This window comes from Pseudomonas sp. FSL R10-0056 (genome assembly GCF_009600105.1).
Classification (GTDB): domain Bacteria; phylum Pseudomonadota; class Gammaproteobacteria; order Pseudomonadales; family Pseudomonadaceae; genus Aquipseudomonas; species Aquipseudomonas bubulae.
This window is the reverse complement of the sequence record NZ_WIWL01000188.1, coordinates 14,569-34,335: the sequence shown is the minus strand read 5'-3', so window position 1 is coordinate 34,335 and position 19,767 is coordinate 14,569. Positions and strand designations below refer to the sequence as shown.

The following is a 19,767-nucleotide window of genomic DNA, read 5'->3' as shown; positions in this document are numbered from 1 at the left end:
GTTTACTACCTGAACATACTGAAAAAATGGGGGACGATTAGGGAGACGGGGGGTTAAGACAAGTAAAAAATGGTTACTGAAGATGGCTGGCGTCAATCCGCCACAGTCCAGCCTGCGAAGCGCGTACCAACTCCGGCGTGCTCAACGAACGTACACTGCTCCCCCGCCGGGCCGGTACACGGGCTGCCTCAAGGAACGCCAGTACCAGTGCCGACTTGACAGCAAAGTTCATGTTCTGCGCATCCGCCATGCTCGAGGTCACCAGGCCACTGACCAATCCTTGCGGGTCAAACACCGGGCTTCCGCTGGAGCCGGGCTGAATCGGTGCGGTGAACTGCATCAGGCTGGCATCGTCGCGAAGGCCAAACAGGCCCGAAACCACACCTTGGGAAACTTGCACGCCACCGCCTGCCAGCCCGGCGAGCGGAAACCCCAGGGTGACGACACTTTCGCCCAGCTCACAGCCCACGCCCTCACGAAAAGTCACCGGGTTCAAAGGGGGGGCACCAATGACCCGCAGCAAAGCGAGGTCGTTCTTGCGATCGACCACCACAGACTCCGCCTTGTATCGACCCTCAAAGGACGTAATCGACAATTGCTCGAGGCCTTCAATGACATGGGCACAGGTCAAAATATGCTGGGTGCTTACGGCAAAACCAGTACCTGTAGCCCCTTGGCGCGCAACGCTGTCGTCTGATGCCTCAGGTCTCATGCGTTGCGGATGACGATCATCCAGAGCCAGCCCCAGGCGTCGGGCAAACGCGCTCAAGCCGTAGGCGGACGCTTCGGCGAGTGCGCGGATTTTCCATTGATCGCTGCGTCGGTACACCTCGGCAATGACCATTGCGCCATCACCGAACTCATCCAGTGCCAGACTGTGCTCGATCTGCTCTCCGACCTTGAGCCGGAACTGGCCGAGTTCACGTAACGGACCCAGCGCGCCGAACACATAGAGCACCAGCAATACACGCTCACAATCTGCAGGCAATTGTTCCAGCACCAGGCTGAAGCGTGCCAGGCCGGCGGTGTCATGCCATGCCAGCCAGGGTTGCGGGGCGTGTATCAGCGCAGGCTCCCCGACGGGTTGGCGCTTGCCATCCACGGCCAGCAACGCCAGCCCCGCATAGTCACCCAATGCGCCCGCTCGCGAGCAGGTCAGGCTCATCTCACAACGCACAGATTCAAGGGCCGCATTGGCGCCCGACATCAATATCATCGCTTGTGACTCCCCTGTGCCCGCGACAAACAAGAGCTGATCACCTTAACAGCTCTTCTCCGCGAACCGGAACCACCACCGTGATTGCCTTGACCTGCACATTCTCGCGCCATGTACTGGCTGGCACGGGCAGGCCCAGGCGGCGTGCGGCAAAGATACCCGGCAGGTTGACTCCGGCTTCGCGGGTGTAGCCGATACCGCCAGAATAGCGCAGGTTGATCTCCAGCAAATGCGGCTGGCCTGCGGCATCATCCCGGGTCTGCACATTGACGATACCGTCGCACTTGAAGTGCCGCGCCGCCTTGATCGCCAGTTCGACCGCCGCACCGTCGCGCTCGAATGTCTGCATCAGGCCCTGCTTGCGCCGCCCCACATAGGCCACGGCCTCGCCCGCCTCACAGACCATGTCCACCGAGCATTCGCTGCCGGGCATATAAGGCATCACCAGCAACGGTTGGGGCGCATCCGATTGACCGTAGGCCTGGGCAAACACCGCCGCATTGACTTCATGGGCGTCGGCATTGGCAAAACTGCGAAACGGGTCCACGTTATCGGCCAAACGCCAAAAGCCCTGGCCGTAAATACCGCGCGTCGGTTTTACACACACCTGGCCGTCGCGGGCCAACTGGGCGTAAGCCGTCTCCAGTTCAGCCTGGGTGCTCACCGTCATCGCCGGTATGCACGCCAGCCCGGCCGCCAGGGCCTCACGGGTAAACGTCGACTTGTCGTCAACCCGCTCAAAGGTTTCCAGGTCCAGCGCCCCGGTAATCAATTGCAACCCGGCTGCTTCGAACTCGGCGCGGTGCGCTTCATATACCTGACCCACACGCCCGGCCAGCACCACCTTGATCTGCCGGGCGCGGGCCTGCTCGATCACCCAGCCGATGCGCTCCTGATTGTCTTGCGGCTCCCGCCAGGCGACATCCGCCAATCCGGTGATTTCAGGGCGATTTTGGCGGTGCGAGGCGAAAATTTGCACGGTGTCCGGCAGCGCCGCCCGGGCACCTGCAATCACATCGCGTTGGCTCGATTGCCCTTCAAGAAACCAGATCATGAACATCCCTTGGTACGGATAAACGCGGGAGTCTAGCGGATGGCCGCTACCAACGCCCTTAGTCATTAGAGGGAGGTCGTGTAACCAAATATGAAATTAATTAACTAAATAGTTCATAATGTGCGGCATCGTGTCGCGCCCCGTCGCCGACACTTCATATAAAGGAGCTTCTGTAGATGTTTTTCTCTTCCCGCGCCCTGCTGAACACCAGCCTGTGCGGCGGCTTGTCATTGCTGGCCCTGACGCCTGCCTGCGTACTGGCCGACACCACCGACAACCTGATGAACCGTTCGACCCTGACCGGCGACTGGGGCGGCGAGCGCCAAAAGCTGATCGACAAGGGCATCAAGCTGACCGGTGATTACAACTCCGAAACCTTCTCCAACTTGCATGGCGGGATCAAGCACGGCACCCGTTACTCGCAACAAGTGCGTATCGGTGCCCAGTTCGACCTGAGCAAAATACTGGGTAGCGCCGATGCTGGCCTGGTGCAAATCACCGTCAATGATCGTCGCGGTCACAGCGCCTCCGAAGACCTCGTAGGCAACCGCCTGCCAATCCAGGAAAACGCCGGCGGCAACTACACCCGCCTGTCCGAGTTCAGCTACCAGCGCACGCTGTTTTCCGAAGACCTGACCACCAAGGTTGGCTTTATGCCAATGGGCAACGACTTTGGCGGCATGCCGCTGTTGACCAGCTTCGTCAACGCCGGTTTCTGCGCGCATCCGCTGACGCAGTCCAATGGCAGCGGCTGGACCAACTACCCCACCGGCCACTGGGGCGGCGAACTGCGCTACACCGTCAGCCCGGCCCTGACCCTGCAAACCGCCGTGTTCCAGGTCAACCCCGAATACAACAGTCGCTCCTCCGAAGCCTTCAGCATGACCACCAAAGGCACTACCGGAGCGATCATGCCGCTGGAAGCGATCTTCACCAACAACGCCTGGCTCAATGGCCAATACAAAGTGGGCTGGTACTACGACACCTCCAATACCCGCAAGATTGGCAGCACGCAAAAAGCCAACAACCGCACCGGCGCCTATGTGCTGGTCGACCAGGCCATCTGGCGTGATGAGCAAGACCCCGAAAGCGTATTGCGCGCCTTTGGCCAGGCATCCAGCAGCAATGCCGCGACCTCGCCTATGCGCCACTGGTACTCGGTAGGCCTGGTCAAACAAAAGCCGTTTGCCAGCCGCCCCAAAGACAGCATCGCCTTTGCCTACGGCCGCGCCGTATTCAACTCGCGCTCCCGCGACGTGCAGGAAGCGGCAGCCAGCAGCCCGGAACAGGCGGACATGATCGCCAGCCTGGACAGCGGCGAGCAGTTGCTGGAGCTCAACTACGGCGCGCAAGTCACGCCGTGGCTGCTGTTGCGCCCGGACCTGCAATACATCATCGAACCAGGGGCTTTCTACGGCGCCAAGCGCAGCAATGCGCTGGTCGCGGGGCTGCAGGTCAAGGCAACGTTCTGACACAAGCGTTTATGTAGCTTTCACAAAGCTTTAAGGTTTGCCCTCCTATACTCCAGTGCAGTACTCCATTCGATTGCTGCCTGGTAGCCCAATGCGTCTGACTCGTCCTGCCCTGCTGTTACTGCTTCTCGGTTGCGTGCTGTTCTTTTTTGCGCTGGGGAATCACCAATTGCAGGGCTCGACAGAGTCCCGCGTGGCAGGCATAGCCATGCAGATGCACCTGAGCGACGATTGGGTAACGCCCAATTTGCTCAATGCCCCCTTCCTGGAAAAACCACCCCTGAGCCTCTGGCTGGATGCAGGAGCCATTCGCGTATTCGGCGGCGAACTGTTCGCCGTGCGCCTGGCTTCGGCCTTTGCCGGTCTATTTTGCGTGTTGCTGCTCTATGCAATGCTGCGCAAGCTGGGCCGCCCCACAGCACTGGCCTGGACAGCCGCCGCCATGCTGGCAACCATGGGCATATTTTGGGGCAACACCCGCCAGGTGGGCGAAGATGCCTTGCTCACCCTGGGCGTAACCATGGCCTTGCTGGCGTTTTTTCATGCCAACCGCCAGCCCGGTTTTGCCCGGGGCAGTTGGCTGTTATTCGCGACCGGCATCGCCATTGCCACCTTGAGCAAAGGCGTACTGGGCCTGGCACTGCCGGGCGTGGTGATTTTTGTCTATCTGGTGTGTGAAAGCCTGCTGGAAAAACGCTTCAAGCCGCGCAACTGGCTACGCCCTGCCCTGCTGACCCTATTGGGGCTGATCCCGCTGACGGTCTGGCTGTGCATGCTCTATCAGCGCGGCGGCATGCCGTTAGTCAGCGAACTGATGCTGACCAACAGCGTTGGGCGTTTTAGCGGCTCCTTTGTTGAAGCCGGGCATTACGAACCCTTTTACTACTACCTGCGAAAACTGCCCGAAGCCTTCCTGCCGTGGAACCTGCTGACCTATCTGGGTCTGTGGCACTTTCGCAAACAACTGCGCAGCAACCCCTTCCTGTTGTTTTTCTGTGTATGGCTGGTCGCGCAATTTGTGCTGCTCAACCTCGCCTCCAGCAAGCGGGCAGTGTACATGATGTCGATGGCCCCTGCGGCTGCAGTGATTGCCGCCGAGTACGCCCGGGTGCTGCTGGGCTGGCTGTACCAAAAAAGCGCGCACTCGACCGTGGCCAAATTCTTCAGCGACAACCATCGCCCGCTTGCCATCGCGCTGCTGGCCGCTCTGGTGGGCGCCTACCTGCTGGCGGCCCATCGGGCACCGCTGGCCGACAAGGAACAGTCTTTCCAGCCCCTCGCCGCTGAGGTCATGAGCCTGCAGGCCAGCGGCAAGCAGGTCGCACTGCTGCGGCCCGACGAACGCCTCGGCGCCGTGGTGTTCTACAGCCAGCAGTTGCAGCACACCCTCAGTTCAACCGAAGAGTTGCAGGCATTCCTCAGCGCATCCCCCGACAATATCGCCCTGGTAGAAAACCCCGAGATACCGGGCATGGCCCTCAAGACTCTCGACAAGCTCAGCGTCGGCCGGCACCACTTCTACCTTGTCAGCCTGGCCGCTTCAGCCCCATAAACTTGATCCCGGGCAACGCAACCGCAGATACCGTGGCCGATCACGGCACATTGACTACGCTCCTTGGACAATTCCCGACCAAGGAGCCCGCCATGACCATCGGTATATCCAGCAAAACATTGAGCGACTACGACGCTCACCTGGCCTTCAATACGGCCACCGCCTTCTTGCGCAAATCCGATCTGGCCAACTATCTGATCGATCAGCTAGAGCAGCAGCATGTGAAACTCAATGTCGAGGTCAGCACCGACCCGGCATTGGCCAATCAGGATGTGTCGAACAACGGCGCGATTCTATGGAACCTGCGCAGCAACCTGTCACCCGGTGCGAACCTGCCTGACGTGGCCGCCCTGCTCAACCGCATCCCCGAGCAACAAAAGCCCTACATCACCAGCCTGTGGGCGCTGATGCACTTGCTCGCCCAGGCGTGCCAGCAATTGAACAACCAGCTCAACTTCCGCGATGCGGATGCGACCTGGCCATGGCTCGACGAAAAAGTGCTCAGCGCCAACGATATCGAAAACGTGGTGGCCCGCGAACTCAGCGACCTGCCATTGCCGGCAGAACAGAACTGGGATCGTTTGTTCAAGCACAATTGAGGGGGATGGGTTGACTCTATGGGCGCGAGCCTGCTCGCGCCCACGATTAGAACTGCGAGGCTTCAAACCCGTGACGGTTGTTCGGGGTGACCACCGGCACGATATTTTTCCAGTCTTTGGGCTCGATATAGCCCAGCATCTGCGGATCCTCGTTCGCGCCATCGGTCTTGATAAACAACGAAGCGCCATAGCCAAACGTGGTGCTGGTTGACAGGTTCATGTCCATCAACAGTTGGTCCATGCATTCGCTGTGGCTCACCAGAATCAGGTTGTGGCCCGCCACTTTGTGCTTGAGAGCATCACGCAGCATGCTGCCGCGGCAGTTGAACAGCCAGTCCTGCGCCTCTACCGGGCGGGCAAACATGGCATCGGCGGTTTGTCGGGCTCGGGTCAGCAGGCTGCTGTGAATATCAGTATGGCTGAGCCCCAACTGCCTGAAGTCTGCGCCCAGCGCCTGAACTGCTGCTTCACCGCGCACCGTCACGCCGTCCATGGGGCCCAGGCACTGGGCCGAGGAACGGTCGCAACGCTCGCCGTGTCGAACCAGCGCAATCACATCACCCTTGGCCCAGCTGTCGGTGAGCAACAACACACGATCGGCATGGCTGGGCTGCGCCAGATCAGGCGGGGCCGCAGGGGCCAGCAGCCTCAATGTCAGCGCAACGGCAAGCGCACTTGCCACGATCACCACCAGCACATTTTTGTAACGGACCAGAGCACGACGCAACAGCGTACGGTTAATTCCGGTCTGATCAAGACTCAACGTCACGATGCTTATGCCCTCTGCGCCAGCCAGTGATATCACTGACCGACACCCTATAGCGCGAATATGACAACGGGTCGTTTCGCGGCCCGGCGGTATAAACAGACTTGCATAAAGCAGGTCTCTATTAGCTGAACATAGGCTAAAAAAAGGGAGGTCAGAGGCAGGTGAAACGGATGTGAAAAAAAGCGTAAAAGCGCAATCCAGGCACGCTACTCAAATGGATAGGTTGTTATGTGAACTGGCGCCCAACAAAACGTTTCAGCTCTGGCGAATGCAGCCGATACCCCTCCAACACAACACTCGGCTGGGTCAAAAAAAATAATTCCCTCCAGCGAACTTAGATCATGCGTGCAGCGTTCCTGGAGAACTCTATGAATAGATGGCTGAGCAATATCAGCGTCAACCTGAAACTGTCCCTGGGCTTTGGCCTGGTACTGGCCCTTACCTGCGTAATGGCCGTCAGCAACTGGATCAGTCTGGGCCAGATGATTGATCGCAGTAACTGGATGAGCGACATCACCCGTTTAAACACCGCGTTTACCAACCTGCGGGTGACGCGTTTGCAATACATGCTGACCGATGGCGACGAAACTGCCGCACAAAGTGTACAGGCCAGCATTGACGCGTTTTCTGCGCAACAAAGTCAGCTGATTGCCACCTTCCAGAGCCCGGAAAACCTCAAGTTGCTCAAGGAGCAACAAGCCATCATCGGCCGCTACGAGCGTGCACTGGTGAGCATGCGCAAGGCTTACGTCGAGTCCGCCGCATCCCGTGCCGACATGGACCGCAGCGCCGCTCAGGCCCAGGACGCCATCACGACGTTGCTGAACCGCGCCCTGCAACTGCCCGCAGGTGACGAAAACCGTTTTGCCATGTACCAGAGCGTGTCTGAAGTACGTGAACAGTTCCTGCTCTCGCGCTATCAGGTGCGCGCTTATATTGCTGCGCCCACCCCCGCCACGGAAAAGGCCGCACGCCAGCAACTGGACGCGGCCCTTGCCAGCCTAGACCGCCTGAGCTCGCACTTTGCCGCCAATGCCGGCGACACCCTGCGCACCCTGAACAAAACCATGGAGCAGTACCAGCAGGCGCTGGAGCTGTACACCAGCACCGACAACACCATCATTGCCATGCGCAAGGACATGACCGAATACGGCTCCAGCATCCTTGGCCGCAGCGATGAGCTGTACAAGATTCAACTGGAACGCCGCGACATCGAAAGCGCCACGGCAAACAGCATGCAACTGATCACCACCTTGCTGGTATTGCTGTTTGGCATCACCGCGGCCGTGATCATCACCCGCCAGATCACCGTGCCCCTGCGTGAAACCCTGGCCGTGGTCGATCGCATCGCCAGTGGCGACCTGACCCAGAACCTGCGCGTCACCCGTCGCGACGAACTGGGCGTGCTGCAACAAGGTATTGCGCGCATGGGTACGACCCTGCGCGAGTTGATCAGCGGTATCCGTGATGGCGTCAGCCAGATTGCCAGTGCCGCCGAAGAGCTGTCCGCGGTGACCGAGCAAACCAGCGCCGGGGTCAACAGCCAGAAGATCGAGACCGATCAGGTGGCCACCGCCATGCATGAAATGACCGCCACCGTGCAGGAAGTGGCGCGCAATGCCGAGCAAGCCTCGCAAGCCGCCGCGGCCGCAGACAATGAAGCCCGCGAAGGCGATACCGTGGTCAACCAGGCCATTGACCAGATCGAGCGCCTGGCGGTGGAAGTGGGTCGTTCAACCGAAGCCATGGCCGTATTGCAACAGGAAAGCGACAAGATCGGCAGCGTGATGGACGTGATCAAGGCCGTGGCCGAGCAGACCAACCTGCTGGCCCTCAACGCCGCAATCGAAGCAGCCCGTGCCGGTGACGCCGGGCGCGGTTTTGCCGTAGTGGCCGATGAAGTGCGTGGCCTGGCCCAGCGTACGCAAAAATCCACCGAAGAGATTCAAACCCTGGTCGCGGCCCTGCAAAGCGGCACCCAGCACGTGGCCACCGTGATGCAAAACAGCCGCACCCTGACCGACAGCAGCGTGACCCTGACCCGCCACGCAGGCACCTCGCTGCAGGGCATCACGCGCACGGTGTCGAATATTCAGTCGATGAACCAACAGATTGCCGCTGCTGCCGAACAGCAATCTGCGGTCGCCGAAGAGATCAGCCGCAGCATCGTCAACGTGCGCGACGTGTCCGAGCAAACCGCAGCGGCGAGTGATGAAACGGCCAAGTCCAGTGTTGAACTGGCGCGGCTGGGTAACCAGCTGCAAGAGATGGTCAGCCACTTCAAGGTGTAGAGCGCTCTGTCCCCTCTCCCACCGGGAGAGGGGTAGTAAGGGGCTCCTGACCTTATTCGTGCTGAACCCGGGCGCGCTTGAGCAACTTCTTGCTGCGCTCGGACAGGTGCAGCACCCGCAGATGCTTGCCCGCTTTGCGATAACGCTCGCGCAGGGTGTCCAGTGCCGCAATGGCCGAGTAATCGACCAGGTTCAAATGGCGACAATCGAGCGTCACCTGCGCCGGGTCATTACCCGGATCGAACTGTTTGAGAAACGTCGTAGTCGAGGCAAAAAACAGCGTGCCGTGCACACGGTAAAGCTTACTGCCATCGCTCTGCAGATCCGCGTCGGCATACATCTGGCGCCCCTGCTGCCAGGCAAAATTGAGCGCAGCAATAACCACCCCGCACATCACCGCTACCGCCAGATCGGTAAACACGGTAATCACGGTCACCGCGACAATCACCAGCACATCGTTGAGCGGCACTTTGTTTAGTACTCGCAAAGAGGCCCAGGCAAAGGTCTGCTGCGACACCACAAACATCACCCCCACCAGCGCCGCCAGCGGAATGCGTTCAATAAATGGCGACAGGAACAACACAAACAGCAAAATCATCACACCGGCGGTCACGCCGGACAATCGCCCGCGCCCGCCGGAGCTGAGGTTAACCACGGTCTGGCCTATCATCGCGCAACCGCCCATGCCGCCGAATGCCCCCGACACCATATTGGCCGCCCCCAGCGCCACGCACTCGCGGTCCGGGTAGCCACGGCTTTCGGTGATTTCGTCGGTGAGGTTGAGGGTCAGCAGGGTTTCCAGCAAACCCACCACTGCCATCACGATCGCATAGGGCGCAATGATGCCCAGGGTCTCAAGGGTCCAGGGAATCTGCGGCAGGCTGAAGCTGGGCAAACCACCGGCGATATGCGCCATGTCACCCAGGGTGCGGGTTGGCAAACCCAGCAAGTACACCGCCAGCCCTACGCCCAAAATGGCCACCAGCGCAGGTGGCGCGGCGCGGGTCAGACGAGGCAACAGATAGACGACGGCCATGGTCACGGCCACCAGCCCGATCATCATGTACAACGCCATACCGCTGAGCCAGGTGTCGCCATCCTTGAAGTGATCCAGTTGCGCCATGGCAATCACGATTGCCAGGCCGTTGACGAAGCCCAGCATCACCGGGTGCGGCACCATGCGTACCAGCTTGCCGAGTTTGAACAAGCCGAACGCCAGCATGATCAACCCGCTCAGCAGCACCGTAGCCAACAGATACTGCACACCGTGTTGCACCACTAGGGCAACGATCACCACCGCCATCGACCCGGCAGCACCGGACACCATGCCCGGCCGGCCGCCAAACAGCGCGGTTAGGGTGCAAATGATGAACGCGCCATAGAGCCCCATCAAAGGGTTGAGATGGGCGACCAACGCGAACGCAATGCACTCGGGCAACAGCGCGAAGGACGTCGTGAGTCCGGCCAGGACATCAGCGCGCAGACGTGAGAGTTTCATGGTTTACCTAAAATTCGGGACGGGAAAAACTGAGGGAGTTACAGGCAACAGATGGTAACAAATTGCAGGGGCTAAAAAGCAATTGTGGGAGCGGGCTTGCTCGCGATGGCAACAACTCGGTGAACCAGAATGGCCGAGGTGTCTGCATCGCGAGCAAGCCCGCTCCCACAAGAGTGATGCGTCTATGTGCGTTGCGGGCTTACTTCACCACCATCCCCACACCACGGCCACGCGGGTCGGAGGCGGTTTCAAGCTCGGTGCCTTTAACCCGGATGGCCTGAATATCCCCCATGTTCCAGCCCTGATCCTCCAGGGTGTAGCCCATCGCTTTCAGCTCCTGGGCCACCTTGCCGGTAAGCGGCGCATAGGCGTCGAAGTAGATCGTGTCTTTAGGCAGCAACTGGTGATGCACACGCTGTGCAGCTACGGCTTTCTCCAGTGGCAAGTCGTAGTCGTAGATGTTGTTGAGCACCTGGAAAATCGAGGTAAAAATCCGCGAGCCACCCGGCGTGCCCAGCACCAGCGTAACCTGGCCATCGCGGGTTACCAGACTTGGACTCATGGAAGACAACATGCGCTTGCCCGGCTCGATAGCGTTGGCATTGCCGCCCACCACACCAAAAGCATTGGCCACCCCGGGCTTGGAGCTGAAGTCATCCATTTCATCGTTCAGCAAAAAGCCCGCGCCCTTAACCACAACACCACTGCCGTAATCCCAGTTCAGGGTGTAGGTATTGCTGACCGCATTACCCTGTTTGTCGACGATGGAGAAGTGCGTGGTCTGATGCGGTTCCAGGCCCGGTTTGACATTGGCGGTCGGTGAAATCGCTTTCGGGTTAACCTCTTTCGCACGCTTGGCGATATAGGCCGGATCGGTCAGCTCGGCCACAGGCATCTTCCCGAAGGCCGGGTCGCCGAGGTAGTCGGCACGGTCGGCGAACACACGTTTTTCGATTTCGGCCAGCAGGTGGATATAGGGCGCAGAGTTCAGCTCCACACCTTTGAAGTCCGCTGCGCGGTCCTCCTTGATACCGATCAACTGCGCCAGAGCAATACCGCCCGAGCTTGGCAGCGGCGCGGTGTACAGGGTGTTGCCACGAAAATCCACGCGCATCGGCTCACGCCAGCTGACCTTGTAGTCGTTGAGGTCTTGCTTGGTGATCAAGCCCTTGTCCTGCTGCATTTGCGCGACCAGCAGGTCGGCGGTCTTGCCGCGGTAGAACTCCTTGGCGCCCTGGTCGGCAATGCGCTCCAGGGTCACGGCCAGCTCTGGCTGTTTGAACGTTTGCCCGGGCTTCATGCTGCCAAAGTAGTCCGCGAAATTGGTAGTGCCCTTGAACAGCGCCAGTGCATCTTCGCGGTACTGAAATTGCTGATCGGCCACTTTAAAGCCGTTTTTCGCATACCCCACGGCCGGGGTCAGCAATTCGGCCCACGGCAATTTGCCAAAGCGTTGATGCGCTTCCCACAGCCCCATCACCGTGCCCGGCACGCCGGCAGCGCGGGAACCGACCAGGCTCAAGTTCTCGATGATGTCGCCTTTGTCGTCCAGGTACATATCGCGGCTGGCGGCTTTGGGGGCGGTTTCGCGATAGTCGAGGAAATAGGGTTTGCCATCGATGTACATCGTCATAAACCCGCCACCGCCGATATTGCCGGCTTCGGGGTAGGTCACGGCCAGGGTAAAGGCGGTGGCGACTGCGGCGTCGACGGCGTTGCCGCCTTTTTTGAGAATTTGTGCGGCCACTTCGGCGCCGTATTGATCGGGTGCGGCGACTGCGCCGCCGTCCAGGGTGACGGCATACGCCGAAGAGCTGGCCGCGATGGCAGCCGTCAGGGCCAGGGTTTTGAACCACACAATGCGCATTCGATACATCCTTTTATTGTTATCAACTGTGGCCGAACCTTGTCTGAATTCGGCGATATTTTCAAACAACAAACGTAAAAGTGCGCAATGACACACACCCTTGAGGGCAGCGCGGTTCTGCACCAAAACAGAACTGGTAGCAGCTGCCGAAGGAACGAGGCTGCGTTCGACGACGAAGTCGTCGCAAATCCTGCAAACGCGGTATTCCTGAAACACCAGGTTGTAGGGTTTTACGACTGCTGCGCAGCCGGACGCAGCCTCGTTCCTTCGGCAGCTGCTACAGAGGGCGTTATGTGCGCGTTTCGGTGATCAGTGCATCCACCAGACCACGGGCCAGCTCGACGCCGTGAATTACGCACCACAACTGCTCGGCCTCAAAACCGCCGAGGTGGGAACGGATGTCGTCGGCGGTCAGTTCTGCGCCCTTGAGCAACAGCGAGGCATGTTTTAGCGCCTCCTGCATCGGTACGCCGGGGTTGATGCTAAATAGCGACGTGCCCTGATGGGCGGTGGTGAGCAGCGGAGGGTCGGGAACAATTTTTTTCATGGCAAAATCTCTCGAAAACAGGCTGAAAGAACTGCCACTGTCCCGCTGTCAATCGGTAAGGGTGGCAGCTGCGTGCGGGTTGACAGACCGAGGAGAGATATCAAGACCCGGCGCACTCGAAAGTGCCCCGTACGCAGCCGCCGTAACACGATGAAAAGTTGTTGGCGTCCATCTTGATATCCCTCAACGGTCTGTCAAAACCGGTCACTGAAATCAGCGACCCGGCGAGACTAGCCACCCGTTTGCAGCGCCACAAGACAGCAAGGATTCTCTAGGAATCGTCCCTCAATAGAAAGCGACGCAGCAGGTGCAGACGTTGCTTTATATGTAGGAACCTCACTCAAGCCCTGTGGGCTTGTCGCAGATCGCGTAGCTGGCCAGCTTGGCCTGGATAAAGTCCAGAAAGCACTGAATGCGCAGCGCCAGCTGCGAGTTGCGGTAATACACAGCATGGATCGGCTGGCGATAGCCGCTGTTGAACTCGCCCAGCACCACCTGCAGGCGCCCGGCGCTGATATCTTCGTGGGTCATAAAGTGCGACAGGCAGGCGATGCCCTGACCTTGCAACGCCAGATGACGTACGGTTTCACCGCTTGAGGCACTGATGGCAGGCTGAATGGGCCAGCGGTCGCCCTGGGCATAACGCAGCGGCCACTGGTTGAGGCCATCGTTCTGGGTAAAACCTATCAGGGTATGGTGGGCCAAATCCGCAACATTTGTGGGCATGCCGTGGGCGGCAATGTAGTCCGGGCTGGCGAGGATATTCAGCGGGCTGCACCCCAGGGAGCGGGCATGCAGGGTGGAGTCGGCCAGGGTGCCGATACGAATGGCAATATCGGTGCTTTGTTCAAGCAGGTCGATAATCAGATCGTTGCTGTTGAGTTCCAGCTGAATCTCGGGGTACAGGGCACGGAATTCAGGGATATACGGCACGATGGCATGTAGCACAAACGGCGCGGCGGCATTGATGCGCAAGCGCCCGGAGGGGGTACGCTGGTGCGAGATCAGGCGCTCTTCCAGCTCGTCCATTTGCTCAAGTATCAATTTGGCCCGTTCGAAAAAGAACTTGCCCTCCTCGGTCAGGTCCATGCGCCGCGTGGTGCGGTTGATCAGCGTGGTTTCAAGCTTGGCCTCCAGCCGTGACAGCGTACGGCTCACGGCCGAAGGCGTTTGCCCGGCCTGCTCGGCGGCGGCAGATATCGAGCCGCACTCGATCACCGAAACAAAGATTTGCAGCTCATCGGATCTGGCTTTCACGCGGTCGACCTTATCTACGTGTGGGAGCGGGCTTGCTCGCGATGGTATCACCGCGGTTCGTCATAACAACCGAGTTGCCTGCATCGCGAGCAAGCCCGCTCCCACCCCGGCGTCGCTTACGCCTTCAGGCCAAACACCTCGGCCAGGTGCTGCTCGTAACGGGCCGCATCAACGTCTGGCTGCGGACGTTTCATCACGTCAACACACAGGAAAGTCGGCAGGCCGGTCATGCCCAAAAATTCATTAGCCTTGTGGAACGGGAAGTACACCGCGTCCACGCCCTTGCCTTCAAAGAAGTCGGCCGGGTCATCGAACGCCTGCTGCGGTGCGTTCCAGGTCAGCGACAGCATGTACTGCTTGCCCTGAATCAGGCCGCCGCTGCCGTAGCGCTGCGAAGCGTCGGAACGGGTGCGGCCGTCACTGGCGTAAAGTTTACCGTGACCCTCGGTGAACACTTCATCCATGTACTTTTTAACGATCCACGGCGCGCCCATCCACCAGCCGGGCATTTGGTAGATGATTACGTCAGCCCAAAGAAATTTTTCCACTTCTTCGGCGATATCGTAGCCTTCGTCGATATGGGTCACTTTGACTTCAAAACCCTGACGATCAAAAAACGCCAGCGCAGTGTCGTGCATGGTCAGGTTGTAGCGACCATCGGAGTGGGCGAATTTTTTCGCACCGTTAAGCAAGAGTATTTTTTTCATCATCAGCCTCCAGGGGGTTAAACCCTCAGCGCTGTTGAGCGACAGGGGGGTTCAAAAACATGTCGGCAGAATATCGTTGCTCTCGCATGAGAAAAACCCGTGATGGGTCAAATCACCTTTGCCGCTACAGCACGAATCCATTGTTAATTGTTGATTAGCAAGTGAGTACCCAGCAGCGCCATGCCGATAAAAAACACCCGTTTAAACAGCAAGGCGCTGATGCGCTGGCGCAACCATTGCCCCAGCCACATGCCGAGCATGGCGGGCAAAAGCGCCAGCAATGAGGCATTGAGCTCAGCGCCAGCCAGGTTGCCACGCCAGTACAGCCCGGCGGCAAGGGCCAATGTGGAGACGCTGAAGGACAAACCCAAGGCCTGCACCAACTGGTTTTTGCTCAGGCCCAGGGCTTGCAGATAGGGCACGGCAGGGATAACAAACACCCCGGTAGCCGAGGTGATGACCCCGGTGATCAGCCCGCACACCGGGCCCAGCCAGGGTTCGCGCTGCGGGGCGATGCGCAGGGTGGGCAGGAACAACCCGCTGAGGGCATAAAGCAACAGGGCCGCGCCCAGCGCTCGTACCACCCAGCTACCGCCATCGATACTGAGCCACAGCATGCCTGACGCGGTGCCGATAAAAATCCCCAGCTGCATGGGCCACAGACGTTTGAGCAACCCCCGCAGCTGGCCGCCGGCGGCCAGTTGCCAGGCGTTGGTCACGATGGACGGGATAATCAGCAGAGCCGCAGCCTGCGCCGGAGCAATAGCCAGCCCGAGCATACCCATGGCGACAGTCGGCAGGCCCAGGCCGATGACGCCCTTGACCGTACCGGCCAGCAAAAAGGTCACTATCACCAGCAGTGACAAGGCCCATCCCAGGTGTTGGTAAAACTCGACAAGTGTTTTCATGGGCCTATGCTGGGGCATGGGCCAGCGCCTGAAAATGCGCCATGCACAGAGTCAGCCTCTTGCCTGAGAATAGGCAGAACCCCTCGCCCGTAGCAGCTGCCGAAGGCTGCTACAACAGTGGTTTGCGGCGCTATTTAGAATCTTTACAGAATCTTCAAGGACCTTTCATGCACTTCGACCTGGTTGACCTGCGTCTGTATTTGAATGTGCTGCAGGCAGGCAATATCACCGCCGGCGCCAGCCTCAGCCATCTATCGCTGCCTGCCGCCAGTGCGCGGATCCGGGCGATGGAAGCGTCCCTGGGCGTGGCGTTTTTGCAGCGCAGCCGTCGTGGCATCAGCCCTACCCCTGCCGGGCAAGCGCTGGCCCAACATGCCCGGTTACTGTTGCAGCAGGTGGAGCGCATGAACCACGACCTGAGCGAATACGCCCAGGGCTTCAAAGGCCGTATCCGCCTGCTGTGCAACACCGCCGCCCTCACCGAATACCTGCCCGAGCTGCTCGCTGACTTTGTACGCCAGCACCCTGCCATAAGCGTCGACCAGCAAGAACTCACCAGCCTGCGCATCACCCATGCCCTGCGCCTGGACGCGGCCGATATCGGTGTGATCTCCAACGCGGTAGACACCCGTGACCTGCAAACCCGGCCCTTTCGCGATGACCCGCTGGTACTGGTCATGCCCCTCGACCACCCGCTGGCCCACAGGCCCGGCCTCTCGTTCAGCGACACCCTGAGCCATGACTATGTCGGGTTGTCGGCCAGCAGCGCGCTGGCGGTGTACCTGGAAGAACAGGCACTGCATATGGGGTGTCGCATGCAGGTGCGTATCCGTGCCGAAGGCTTTGACGGGGTATTGCGCATGGTCGCTCGCGGCGCCGGGCTGGGGATTGTGCCCAGGGCCACCATCGAGCGCTGGCAGGCCCCGCGCACCTTTGAAGTGGTGAATTTGAGCGAGCCCTGGGCTGATCGCAAATTGCTGCTGTGCGCCCGCTCGTTTGCGCAATTGCCCACCTATGCCATGGCATTGCTGGAAGCTTTGAGCTTGTAAGAATAGTCGCCGTTTACTGCCAGCCTGTATGCCTTGGTTTTTACCCAGAGTAATATCCGGGGCTTGCGACACCCGGGGCGCCTTTGCCCACGGGTACTTTTATCCAGTTTTGAGAATAACAACTCACAGGGCACCCGATGGCTGACGCTAATTCCCCCCCGGTCACACTCAAACGCGGTTTGAAAAACCGCCATATCCAGCTGATTGCCCTGGGCGGCGCTATCGGTACGGGCCTGTTTCTGGGGTCGGCGGGCGTACTCAAGTCGGCCGGGCCGTCGATGATCCTGGGCTATGCGATCGCCGGCTTTATCGCGTTCCTGATCATGCGCCAACTCGGCGAAATGATCGTCGAAGAGCCAGTGGCCGGTTCCTTCAGCCACTTTGCCCACAAGTACTGGGGCGGTTATGCGGGGTTTCTGTCGGGCTGGAACTATTGGGTACTGTATGTGCTGGTGGGCATGGCCGAGCTGACGGCCGTGGGCAAGTACATCCAGTTCTGGTGGCCCGAGGTGCCAACCTGGGTCAGCGCCGTGGTGTTCTTTGTACTGGTCAACCTGATCAATACCCTGAACGTGAAAGTGTTCGGCGAAATGGAATTCTGGTTTGCCATTATCAAGGTGGTGGCGATTGTCGGCATGATCGTCCTGGGTTGCTACCTGCTGTTCAGCGGCACCGGCGGCCCTCAGGCGTCGATCAGCAACCTGTGGAGCCACGGCGGGTTCTTCCCCAATGGCGGCATGGGGCTACTGATGGCCATGGCCTTTATCATGTTTTCCTTCGGTGGCCTGGAGCTGGTGGGTATCACCGCGGCGGAAGCCAGCGAGCCGAAAAAGGTGATCCCCAAGGCCATCAACCAGGTGGTGTACCGGATCCTTATTTTCTACGTGGGCGCCCTGACCGTGCTGCTGGCACTGTACCCGTGGGACCAGTTGCTGGTAACCCTGGGCGCCGGCGGCGATGCCTACGGCAGCAGCCCGTTTGTGCAGATCTTTGCCTTGATCGGCAGTGATACCGCCGCGCAAATCCTCAACTTTGTGGTACTGACTGCCGCGCTGTCGGTCTATAACAGCGGCGTGTACTGCAACAGCCGCATGCTGTTTGGCCTGGCCGAGCAGGGTGATGCCCCCAAAGCCCTGATGAAGCTGACCAAAAATGGCGTGCCGTTGCGTGCACTGGGCGTGTCGGCACTGGTGACGCTGTTGTGCGTGGTGGTCAACTATGTGGCCCCGCACAAGGCACTGGAGCTGCTGTTTGCCCTGGTGGTTGCCTCGCTGATGATCAACTGGGCACTGATCAGCCTCACCCATATCAAGTTCCGCAAGGCCATGGCCGTTCAGGGCGTGACGCCTTCGTTCAAGGCATTCTGGTTCCCGTTCAGCAATATCCTGTGCCTGGTGTTTATGGCGGTGATCGTCTCGGTTATCTGGATGATCCCCGACGTTCGTGCGTCGGTGTATGCGATTCCGGTGTGGCTGCTGATCATCTACGGCTTCTATGTGCTGCGCCTGCGCACCGGTAAGGCTCTGGCCAACTCGCACTAAGCATTTGGCTGTTACAAAAAAGCCCCGGCACTGAAAACAGTGCCGGGGCTTTTGCGCATCTGGGGGTCGGAACCAGGCATCTGTCAGAGTATCGCTGCGGTTAGGGTGAGGTTCGATAACCCATCACCGGAGGTCTTATGTCTGCGCCAATCACCGTGCTTCGCGACACCCATCCCCTGCCCGTGCTCGATGCCTGCAAATGGGAAAAACTCGAAGGCGACCCCCATACCGTCAACCTCAACGCCTACACCAGCGAAGACGGCAGCAAGATCATGGGCACGTGGATTTGCACGCCCGGCAAGTGGTATGTGGAATATGTGAAGTGGGAATACTGCGATTTCCGTGAGGGCTATTGCATCATCACCCCAGAGGGCAAAGAACCGATCCATCTGCGGGCCGGGGATATCTTTGTGGTCGAGCCGGGCATGAAAGGCACATGGGAAGTGGTTGAAACCGTGCGCAAGTATTTCGTTTTTGCCTGAGTGAAACCACGCAAAAAACCCGGGAGCCCGCCCGACGCGGGCTCCCGGTAAAGCGACCAGTTACTGAGGTTTGCGATAGCTGTTGATGATGGCCGAGAAATCCTTGCCGCCTTCGCCGCGCAGGCTCATGGCCTGATACAGCTGTTGCGCCACGGCACCCATCACCACAGGCTGGTGGGCCTGACGTGCTGCCTCGGTGGCCAGCCCCAGATCCTTGAGCATCAGCTCGGCACCAAATCCACCGGTATAGCCGCGTGACGCAGGGGCGGTTTCAACGATGCCCGGCCACGGGTTGTACACCTCCGAGCTCCAGCAGCGCCCGGTGGAGCTGTTGATCACCCCGGCCAGTACTTCGCTGTCGATACCCAGTGCAGCCCCCAGGGCCATGGCCTCGCTGACGCCGACCATGGAGATCCCGAGCAGCAGGTTGTTGCAGATTTTAGCCACTTGGCCGGTGCCCACATCCCCGCAATGGACGATGTTGCGGCCCATTTGTTCGAGTACAGGGTGCAGGGTGTCGAACAGCGCCTGGGGAGCGCCGACCATAAAGGTCAGGGTGCCCGCCTGCGCGCCACCGGTGCCGCCGGACACCGGCGCATCGGCCATCTGCACGCCCTGTTTGGCGGCTGCAGCGGCGACATCGCGGGCGGTCTGCGGGTCGATGGTGCTGCAATCAACGGCGGGTACACCTGCGCCGATGCCAGCCAGCACGCCGTCCTCACCCAGCCACACGCTGCGCACATGGGCAGCAGCCGGGAGCATGGTGATCACCAGTTCGGTGCCTTGGACGGCCTCCCGAGGCGAGGTGCTGATATGGCCACCCAGGGCGGCCAGCTCGGCGAGAATGCTTTGGTTCAGATCAAACAGGTTCAGCGAATGCCCGGCCTTGAGCAGGTTGCGCGCCATTGGTGCGCCCATGTTGCCCAGGCCGATAAATGCGATATTCATGGTGTGTGCC

At 59.7% G+C, this 19,767-nt stretch carries 17 protein-coding genes and 1 pseudogene; 8 read left to right on the top strand and 10 right to left on the bottom strand.

Going from position 1 to position 19,767, the window contains the following annotated elements; translation table 11 throughout:
- Positions 1 to 73 precede the first annotated feature (73 nt).
- Positions 74 to 1,216 carry a trypsin-like peptidase domain-containing protein gene (locus GHO42_RS15675; RefSeq protein ID WP_153327894.1) on the bottom strand — a complete coding sequence of 381 codons (1,143 nt, stop codon included), beginning with the start codon at positions 1,214 to 1,216 and terminating at the stop codon, positions 74 to 76.
- A gap of 40 nt (positions 1,217 to 1,256) precedes the next feature.
- A complete protein-coding gene (locus GHO42_RS15670; protein ID WP_095025646.1) occupies positions 1,257 to 2,270 on the bottom strand; it encodes an ATP-grasp domain-containing protein in 1,014 nt (337 codons plus the stop codon).
- A gap of 176 nt (positions 2,271 to 2,446) precedes the next feature.
- On the opposite strand from GHO42_RS15670, the gene GHO42_RS15665 reads away from it, so the two are divergent.
- From GHO42_RS15665 to GHO42_RS15655, 3 genes are all read left to right on the top strand, one after another.
- On the top strand, positions 2,447 to 3,742 hold the full coding sequence (locus GHO42_RS15665; RefSeq protein ID WP_095024395.1) for a carbohydrate porin: 1,296 nt from the start codon (positions 2,447 to 2,449) through the stop codon (positions 3,740 to 3,742).
- A gap of 91 nt (positions 3,743 to 3,833) precedes the next feature.
- Positions 3,834 to 5,294 (top strand): glycosyltransferase family 39 protein, encoded by a 1,461-nt coding sequence (locus tag GHO42_RS15660; RefSeq protein WP_153327896.1) that lies wholly within the window; start codon positions 3,834 to 3,836, stop codon positions 5,292 to 5,294.
- Positions 5,295 to 5,386: 92 nt separating this feature from the next.
- A complete protein-coding gene (locus GHO42_RS15655) occupies positions 5,387 to 5,893 on the top strand; it encodes a hypothetical protein (protein ID WP_095002476.1) in 507 nt (168 codons plus the stop codon).
- Between the two features lie 46 nt (positions 5,894 to 5,939).
- Here GHO42_RS15655 and GHO42_RS15650 read toward each other — a convergent pair whose 3' ends face one another.
- Positions 5,940 to 6,662 carry a histidine phosphatase family protein gene (locus GHO42_RS15650; RefSeq protein WP_240043183.1) on the bottom strand — a complete coding sequence of 241 codons (723 nt, stop codon included), beginning with the start codon at positions 6,660 to 6,662 and terminating at the stop codon, positions 5,940 to 5,942.
- 341 nt (positions 6,663 to 7,003) lie between these two features.
- On the opposite strand from GHO42_RS15650, the pseudogene GHO42_RS26445 reads away from it, so the two are divergent.
- Positions 7,004 to 8,098, top strand: a pseudogene (locus GHO42_RS26445) (methyl-accepting chemotaxis protein); the annotation flags it as partial.
- Positions 8,090 to 8,953, top strand: coding sequence for a methyl-accepting chemotaxis protein (locus GHO42_RS26440; RefSeq protein WP_371928121.1), 864 nt, complete (start codon positions 8,090 to 8,092; stop codon positions 8,951 to 8,953). The pseudogene GHO42_RS26445 and the gene GHO42_RS26440, both read left to right, overlap by 9 nt.
- Positions 8,954 to 9,005: 52 nt before the next feature.
- Here the strand turns inward: GHO42_RS26440 and GHO42_RS15640 are convergent, their stop codons facing one another.
- From GHO42_RS15640 to GHO42_RS15615, 6 genes are all read right to left on the bottom strand, one after another.
- Complete coding sequence (locus GHO42_RS15640) at positions 9,006 to 10,451, bottom strand: SulP family inorganic anion transporter (protein WP_095020642.1); 1,446 nt, start codon at positions 10,449 to 10,451, stop codon at positions 9,006 to 9,008.
- Between the two features lie 199 nt (positions 10,452 to 10,650).
- Complete coding sequence (ggt, locus tag GHO42_RS15635) at positions 10,651 to 12,318, bottom strand: gamma-glutamyltransferase (protein ID WP_095020641.1); 1,668 nt, start codon at positions 12,316 to 12,318, stop codon at positions 10,651 to 10,653.
- Between the two features lie 289 nt (positions 12,319 to 12,607).
- The gene (locus GHO42_RS15630) at positions 12,608 to 12,865 is read right to left on the bottom strand and encodes a DUF3077 domain-containing protein (RefSeq protein WP_095031904.1); all 258 of its coding nucleotides are present in this window, start codon (positions 12,863 to 12,865) and stop codon (positions 12,608 to 12,610) included.
- Between the two features lie 336 nt (positions 12,866 to 13,201).
- Positions 13,202 to 14,122: a LysR family transcriptional regulator gene (locus GHO42_RS15625; RefSeq protein ID WP_095002472.1), complete on the bottom strand. Its 921-nt coding sequence runs from the start codon at positions 14,120 to 14,122 to the stop codon at positions 13,202 to 13,204.
- 116 nt (positions 14,123 to 14,238) lie between these two features.
- Positions 14,239 to 14,829: an NAD(P)H-dependent oxidoreductase gene (locus GHO42_RS15620; RefSeq protein ID WP_095002471.1), complete on the bottom strand. Its 591-nt coding sequence runs from the start codon at positions 14,827 to 14,829 to the stop codon at positions 14,239 to 14,241.
- Positions 14,830 to 14,972: 143 nt separating this feature from the next.
- Positions 14,973 to 15,737, bottom strand: a complete 765-nt coding sequence (locus GHO42_RS15615) for a sulfite exporter TauE/SafE family protein (RefSeq protein WP_095002470.1) — start codon at positions 15,735 to 15,737, stop codon at positions 14,973 to 14,975.
- 167 nt (positions 15,738 to 15,904) lie between these two features.
- Here GHO42_RS15615 and GHO42_RS15610 point away from each other — a divergent pair, with 167 nt between their 5' ends.
- The 3 genes from GHO42_RS15610 to GHO42_RS15600 all read left to right on the top strand — a co-directional run bounded on the left by GHO42_RS15610 (position 15,905) and on the right by GHO42_RS15600 (position 18,809).
- Positions 15,905 to 16,786 (top strand): LysR substrate-binding domain-containing protein, encoded by an 882-nt coding sequence (locus GHO42_RS15610; protein ID WP_095020640.1) that lies wholly within the window; start codon positions 15,905 to 15,907, stop codon positions 16,784 to 16,786.
- A 137-nt stretch (positions 16,787 to 16,923) separates the two neighbouring features.
- On the top strand, positions 16,924 to 18,327 hold the full coding sequence (locus tag GHO42_RS15605; protein ID WP_095018713.1) for an amino acid permease: 1,404 nt from the start codon (positions 16,924 to 16,926) through the stop codon (positions 18,325 to 18,327).
- Positions 18,328 to 18,464: 137 nt separating this feature from the next.
- Complete coding sequence (locus GHO42_RS15600; RefSeq protein ID WP_016783536.1) at positions 18,465 to 18,809, top strand: cupin domain-containing protein; 345 nt, start codon at positions 18,465 to 18,467, stop codon at positions 18,807 to 18,809.
- 60 nt (positions 18,810 to 18,869) lie between these two features.
- Here GHO42_RS15600 and mmsB read toward each other — a convergent pair whose 3' ends face one another.
- Positions 18,870 to 19,757: a 3-hydroxyisobutyrate dehydrogenase gene (mmsB, locus tag GHO42_RS15595; protein WP_095024391.1), complete on the bottom strand. Its 888-nt coding sequence runs from the start codon at positions 19,755 to 19,757 to the stop codon at positions 18,870 to 18,872.
- Positions 19,758 to 19,767: the final 10 nt, after the last annotated feature.